This is a genomic window from Oscillospiraceae bacterium (genome assembly GCA_015068525.1).
Classification (GTDB): domain Bacteria; phylum Bacillota; class Clostridia; order UMGS1840; family HGM11507; genus SIG450.
This window is the reverse complement of record SVKJ01000016.1, coordinates 25735-32546: the sequence shown is the minus strand read 5'-3', so window position 1 is coordinate 32546 and position 6812 is coordinate 25735. Positions and strand designations below refer to the sequence as shown.

At 32.5% G+C, this 6812-nt stretch carries 7 protein-coding genes; 1 reads left to right on the top strand and 6 read right to left on the bottom strand.

Going from position 1 to position 6812, the window contains the following annotated elements:
- Positions 1-404: 404 nt before the first annotated feature.
- Genes E7419_06255 through E7419_06235 form a run of 5 tightly spaced genes read right to left on the bottom strand, consistent with a single transcriptional unit; the run spans position 405 to position 4926 of the window.
- On the bottom strand, positions 405-1196 hold the full coding sequence (locus E7419_06255; GenBank protein MBE7014790.1) for an HAD-IIA family hydrolase: 792 nt from the start codon (positions 1194-1196) through the stop codon (positions 405-407).
- A 4-nt stretch (positions 1197-1200) separates the two neighbouring features.
- Positions 1201-1908 carry a hypothetical protein gene (locus tag E7419_06250; protein ID MBE7014789.1) on the bottom strand — a complete coding sequence of 236 codons (708 nt, stop codon included), beginning with the start codon at positions 1906-1908 and terminating at the stop codon, positions 1201-1203.
- A 3-nt stretch (positions 1909-1911) separates the two neighbouring features.
- Positions 1912-2256 (bottom strand): DUF1667 domain-containing protein, encoded by a 345-nt coding sequence (locus E7419_06245; protein MBE7014788.1) that lies wholly within the window; start codon positions 2254-2256, stop codon positions 1912-1914.
- Positions 2256-3491, bottom strand: coding sequence for an FAD-binding protein (locus E7419_06240; GenBank protein MBE7014787.1), 1236 nt, complete (start codon positions 3489-3491; stop codon positions 2256-2258). Before E7419_06240 ends, E7419_06245 begins: the two co-directional genes overlap by 1 nt.
- A 4-nt stretch (positions 3492-3495) precedes the next feature.
- Positions 3496-4926 (bottom strand): NAD(P)/FAD-dependent oxidoreductase, encoded by a 1431-nt coding sequence (locus E7419_06235; GenBank protein ID MBE7014786.1) that lies wholly within the window; start codon positions 4924-4926, stop codon positions 3496-3498.
- A gap of 160 nt (positions 4927-5086) precedes the next feature.
- On the opposite strand from E7419_06235, the gene E7419_06230 reads away from it, so the two are divergent.
- The gene (locus E7419_06230) at positions 5087-5845 is read left to right on the top strand and encodes a DeoR/GlpR transcriptional regulator (GenBank protein MBE7014785.1); all 759 of its coding nucleotides are present in this window, start codon (positions 5087-5089) and stop codon (positions 5843-5845) included.
- A gap of 320 nt (positions 5846-6165) precedes the next feature.
- On the opposite strand, the gene E7419_06225 is transcribed toward E7419_06230, so the two are convergent.
- Positions 6166-6687 (bottom strand): cob(I)yrinic acid a,c-diamide adenosyltransferase, encoded by a 522-nt coding sequence (locus E7419_06225; protein ID MBE7014784.1) that lies wholly within the window; start codon positions 6685-6687, stop codon positions 6166-6168.
- Positions 6688-6812 lie beyond the last annotated feature (125 nt).

Below are 6812 nucleotides of genomic sequence, written 5' to 3'. Positions count from 1 at the left end.
AAATATTGGGTCATAAAGATGTTTCAACAACTGTCAATATTTATACTCATATTATTAAAGGTCTTGAAGATGAAGAAGAATTAAAGATATGCGTATAACACGAAAACAGGGCGAACGCCCTGTTTTTAATTTGTAAATATAAAGATATTGAATTATGCTATAAAATATGGTATAATTAAACTGTGAATTATTAGAAACATTTTGGCAACTGTCAAATAACTGTCAAGCAAAAAATCAAGGCTTGAAAGCCTTGATTTTACAAGGTTTTGAGATATTAACCAAATGTCATCTAAACCATTCGGCTTTTCCAAAAAGAAACGACAATTTTCTTAAGAAAGTTTGATATGCACCCCAAAAGTTAGACACTTTTGGGGTGCATATCAAAATCAATGCTCTTAAAAAAACTATTTAATTAAATCTTCATAAAACTTTTTAATGTTTTCATATATGTATGTCGGTTTTACATCACTTTTTTCAATATCTTCAATAGTTCCTTCTCCGCTTAGCACAAAAACAGTTGAAATACCCGCATTAAAACCGCTTGCAATATCGGTATATAGCCTGTCACCAAAAATTATTGCATCTTCCTTTTTAAAACCTGTTTTTTGTATTGCAAGATTAATCATTTCGGGTTGAGGTTTACCTATAAATTGAGGTCTTTTTTTAGTAGCGTTATAAATCATTTCACTTACCGAACCACAGTCGGGTACATAGCCATACCATGTCGGGCAAACCCAATCGGGATTGGTAGCAATATAATCAATATCATCTCTTAAAAGGATACAGGCATCTTCTAATTTTTTAAAGGTCAGTTCGGTATCAAAACCCATACATAAGCAGTCAATTCCGTCTTCGATTTTGTCGGTAATATTAAGTCCGCCATCTCTTAACTGCTCTTTGAAAGATTCTGTACCCAGCGCATAAATTTTATTGTAGTTCTTTTTTTTAAGGAATAAAACTGTTGCATTAGTAGAGGTTAAAAAGTCGTCAGCAGTTGATTTAATTCCTATAGAATCAAGTTTTTCTATGTATTTATCAACACTTTTTGAAGAATTGTTTGTAAGAAACATATATTTTCCATCAATTTTTTTAATATAGGAAAGAAAATCTAAAACTCCGTCAAATAAATTATTATCTAAATATATTGTTCCGTCCATATCGAGTAAGAACAGTTTTTTATTTTTAATACTATCCATAATTTTACTCCAGTATATTTGTTGTTATTAAATCTATATCCCATGCTGTATATTTTTCGCCTGTTTCTTTTTCATCAACTGTCCAGCAATTAATAATATGATTGTTCTTTTTTACCTTATTAACGATTTCTTCAGTAAGAGCCGTATGCTTAATATCAAGGTCAAGATTGAACTTATTAAGCGCATCGAAAACATCTTCATTAAATTCCGAGGTAAGATACTGTAATCTCTGCTCAGGTAAAAGTTTTCTTAAGTTAATTAAATTTATAAGGTCAAAGGCAATGAAAATAATGTTTTCAAGATTATAATATTTTTTTGTTTCTTTTATAAGTCCCTCTATATCATCAAAAGTATATACGCCTTTTAATTCTACAACCGCCGTTTTTAAGTATTTTTTACAAATTTCAAGATACTCATAATATTCAGGCAAAGGCACATTGTTTATAGGATGATTTACTTTTTTAAGTTCGTTAAGGGTTGAGTCCTCAATTGTTATATCAACGTCATAAGTTCTTAAAAGAGAAAAGTCATGGTTTATAACATACTTTTTATCCTTTGTAACATGAACATCGCATTCAATCCCATAATAACTTTTTTTACCTGCAAGTTCAAATGTTTTAAGGGTGTTTTCAGGTTCAATTTTACTGACACCTCTGTGAGCAACCATTTTTGTATTTAACTTATCAATTTTTATTGTATCTATATTTTTCACCCTCTATATTTTATTTTGTGTTGCAACAATATTTGCCCCAAATACATTTTCTATTATTACATCGCCTTTTACAATTGGCAAGGTCGCAATTTTTTTATTTATAATTTTCATACAGGAAAAAACCTTATCCTTTGGAATAGGTCTGTCAGTTTTTACTGAAACAACCGAGTTGTTGTCACATCTGATGGTAGAAGTAACTGTTCTTTTTGGTGATATACATTCTGACTCAGCATATTTCACACCTCTTGGGCAGGTATTACCTGTAACTGATAAAACTTTTCCGTCTTCAAAATCTACTAAAAGACTGCATCCCTGAGGGCAGATTATACAAGTTAACTCACGTTTCATTATAACACCTCCAAAGAAAAATTAAGTTTTGAGATACCATTGAGCATTTCTTTTTTTAAGGTTATACATTCCATTTCACCCGGCGCAACTTTTACTGCTTTTTTGGAAAGTAAAATTCCGTTATCCGATGAAACATTTATCTTAACGTTTCTAAATACATCTGAAACCCTGAAATATACTTTTACATCTTTTTTAGCAGTAATCTGAGATGGAACAGTATATCTTATTTTCCCATCAACCTCTAACTTAATGTCAGTTTTCTCATAATGGTTATCCATAATATAATCTGCAGCGCTTTCTCCTGCGATTTCTGCTTCTTCAGATACAAAATCAACAAGGTCATGAACGTGTAAAACGTTACCACAGGCGTAAATTCCTTCAACTTTTGTTTGCCTGTCCTGATCAACATATGCTCCGTTTGTAACAGGATTAAGTTCAACTTTTGCACATTTTGACAATTCGTTTTCAGGAATTAAGCCGACTGATAAAAGAAGAGTGTCGCATGGAATGAATTCTTTTGTTTCGGCTATTGGTTTTTTGTTTTCGTCAACCTTTGCTATGGTAACTCCTGTAAGACGCTCTTTACCATGGATTTCAACAACTGTATGACTTAATTTTAATGGAATGTTAAAATCATTTAAACATTGTTCAATATTTCTTGCAAGGCCGCCCGAATATGGCATAAGTTCGCAAACAGCATGAACTTTTGCTCCTTCTAAAGTCATCCTTCTTGCCATAATAAGCCCGATATCTCCCGAACCTAATATTACAACGTTCTTACCTGGCATATAACCTTCCATATTAACAAGTTTCTGAGCAGTCCCCGCACTAAAAATTCCAGATGGTCTTAATCCTGAAATGTTTAATGCCCCTTTGGAACGCTCTCTGCATCCCATCGCAAGAATAATCGCTTTTGCTTTAACTTTAAAAATTCCGTCCTCTGTATTAGTTGCTGTTATAACTTTATCTTCCGAAATATCAAGAACCATTGTGTTAAGTTTATATGGAATATTAAGTTCTTTAATCTGTTCTTCATATTTAAGAGCATATTCAGGTCCCGTCAATTCTTCTTTAAATTTATGAAGCCCAAAACCATTATGAATACACTGTTTTAAAATTCCGCCTAAGCTGTCATCTCTTTCTAAAATAAGGATATCTTTAATTCCTTTTTTGTAAGCCGCAACCGCTGCGCTCATACCTGCAGGACCGCCGCCGATTATAACTAAATCTGTCATTTTATTAAACCTCCTTGGTTTTAGAAACTGCAATGTATGATGATTTGCCTGCTTTTGTAATTTCGCAGACAGGAACATTTAATTCTTTTGATAAAAGATTTATAATGTAAGGGGAGCAGAAACCACCCTGACATCTTCCCATTTGTGCTCTTGTTCTTCTCTTAACACCATCAAGATCAGTTGGTTTAGGATTAGTTCTTATTGCTTCTAAAATTTCACCTTCGGTAACAGTTTCACACCTGCAGATAACTCTGCCGAACGATTTATCTTTCTTTATTATTTCATTTTTTTCTTCTATGGATGCTTCTTTAAAATAATGCATAGGTTTTCTTATTGGATTAAAGTTTTCGTTTTTAGTAAGTTCGTAACCTGCTTCTTTTAACATTTCAACAATGTATTCTGCAATAGCAGGAGAAGCTGAAAGTCCGGGAGATTCAATCCCTGCCGCGTTTATAAAACCACGTTTAGGGCTTGTTATTATAAAGTCACCCGTATTTCCTACTGCACGAACTCCACAAAAAGATGTAATAGTATTTCTGTAATTAACACCTTCAACATTTTCGCACGCCTGTTTTATAATTTCAAAAAAACCGCTTTCAGTTGTAGCGTTATTTTCTTTGTCTTCTATATTATAAGAAGTTGGGCCTGTAATAAGATTACTATCAACAGTAGGGGATACTAAAATTCCTTTTCCCATTTTAGAAGGTGTTCGGAATATTGTGTTTTTTACAATATCTCCATTAACTTTATCAAGAAGTATGTATTCTCCTCTTCTTGGTGTAATTGTAAAAGATGTATCACCGATAAAAGAAGCAACCTTGTCGGAATAAACACCTGCTGCATTTATTACGGTTTTTGATTTTATCATTTCGTCTTTCCCGTAAATTTCGTAATATCCGTCTTTTTCTTTAATATCGCAAACTTCAAAATTCAGTTTTAATTCTGCACCATTATCCATTGCATTTCCTATTGCCGCAATTGTCAGTTCATAAGGGCAGGTAATGCTTCCGTCTAAGGCGTGAAGAACGTATGTTACATTTTTTGAAAGATTAGGCTCAATTCTTCTTGCTTCATCGCCTGTAAGCATTTTCAAATTCTTAACTCCGTTTTTAATTCCTCTTTCGTATAATATGTCTAAATGCGCTTTGTCCTCATCGGTAAATGCGATAACCATTGAACCGTTATTTATGTATTTAACTCCCAGTTCCTTTGTAACTGTTTTAAAAAGTTCGGCTCCTCTTACATTTAATTTCGCCTTTAATGTTCCCTCTTCTGCATCAAATCCTGCGTGAACAATTGCTGAATTTGCTCTTGTTGCACCCATTGAAACATCATTTTCTTTCTCCACAATTAAAACTTTTAAATTGTATTTTGAAAGTTCTCTTAAAGTCATTGCGCCAACACATCCGGCACCAATAACAACTGCATCATACATATATTTCCCCTCCGTTTTCATATTTTTTATTGACACGTTACTATATTTCATATTATAATAAAACAGTCAAAAAGCATCAATAAAAAAGTCAAAATCAATCATATTCAGGGAATATAACACAAAAAAATGAGCAAACGCTCAAAAATAGTCAAGAAGGGGAATGATTATGTTAAAGAATGAAAGGGAACAGGAAATAATTGATATACTTAAAAAAACCAACGGATTTGTTTCCGTCAAAAGTTTATGCGAAAAACTATACACGAGCGAATCGAGTATAAGAAGAGATTTAACCACTCTTTCTCAAAAAGGAATAGTAAGGAGAACTCATGGCGGTGCCGAACTTATAAATAATTTTTCAAATATATCTTCATTTTCTATACGTTCACACTATAATATGGAAGCAAAAAAAGTAATTGCAAAAAAAGCATCTGCCCTTGTAAAAGATGGAAGTACTATATTTTTAGACCAGTCTTCAACAGCTTTTTTTCTTGCTTCAGAACTTATTAATAACAGTACAATAACTATCGTTACAAATAATATAGAGATAATATCGTTAGTATCCCACACCAAACTTAATCTGATTTCTTCGGGTGGGACTTTAAGCCATGAAAACCGAATGTGCCTTTTAGGTAATGATGCACAGTATATTTTTGAGAATGTGTATGCCGATTTTATGTTTTTTTCAACTAAATCGCTGACAAAAGACGGAACAATCTGGGATTTTTCAAGAGATGAGGTAATAATAAGAAATGCAATGTTAAAAAACGCAAAGGAAAAAGTGTTCTTATGTGACAGTGAAAAGTTTTATACACAGTCGGCGTATAAGCAATGTGATTTGAGTGATATAGATTATCTTGTAAGCGAAAATGAAAAAGCAAAAGAATTTTCACATATTTCACAAAATCTTATAATATTATAAAAAGAGGGTGTTTAAAAAGTCAATTTTTAAACGCCCTCTATTTTAGGGGATAGGAAAAAAGTTTCAGAATGGACAAATTTAGCCAAAATCCTTGATTTTGGGTCACCCGAAGGCGTACTAAGTACGTCGAGTGAATCATAAAAGACAATATATGCAAATTATCTTTTATGATTAAATTCATTTATAGCAAAAAGTTATTTTATTTCAAAGATTTTGAAAAAATCTTTACCTTCATTTTGCACTTTGCCTTTTGCATTTTGCATTTACGGGAGGGCACGGATGCCCTCCCCTACAATCGGTCTGGAGTTTTTAACATCCCTTTAGTATTCTATTCCGTAACGTGCATTTAATCCTTTATCGAAAGGATGTTTAATTTTTTTCATTTCGGTGGCATAATCGCAGATTTCAAGAAGTTCTTCTGATGGGTTTCTTCCCGTAAGTACAACTTCAATATTTTCAGGTTTCGTTTTTAAAAATGATATAACATCACTTTCCGAAATTATACCAAGATTTATAACATCAAGAATTTCATCTAAAACAAGCAGATTTATACTTTCGGAAATTGCTTTATTTGTTACTTTCAAAAACAAATCCTTTATTTCTTTTGTTGTTTCTTCCTTTTCTTTTTCGCTCATCGTATAGAAAAAGCCTCGTTTTTTATCACAAACTAATACTTCAACAAATTCACATGATTTTAAGTGCTGAATTTCGCCTGAGTCGCCGCATTTTAAAAATTGCGAAATCAAAACTTTTTTCTCACACCCTGCCATACGGGCGCACAAACCCATTGCGGCAGTTGTTTTACCTTTTCCGTCACCGAAATATATATGTATAAGTCCCATTTTTTTATTCTCCAGTTATTAGATATAAAAAGGCAATGCTAAAAACATCGCCTTTTTAGTATATCATTCATTTCTTTGCGCAAAAATTTACAACAGAACAAAGGAAAATTCTCATTTTGCACTTT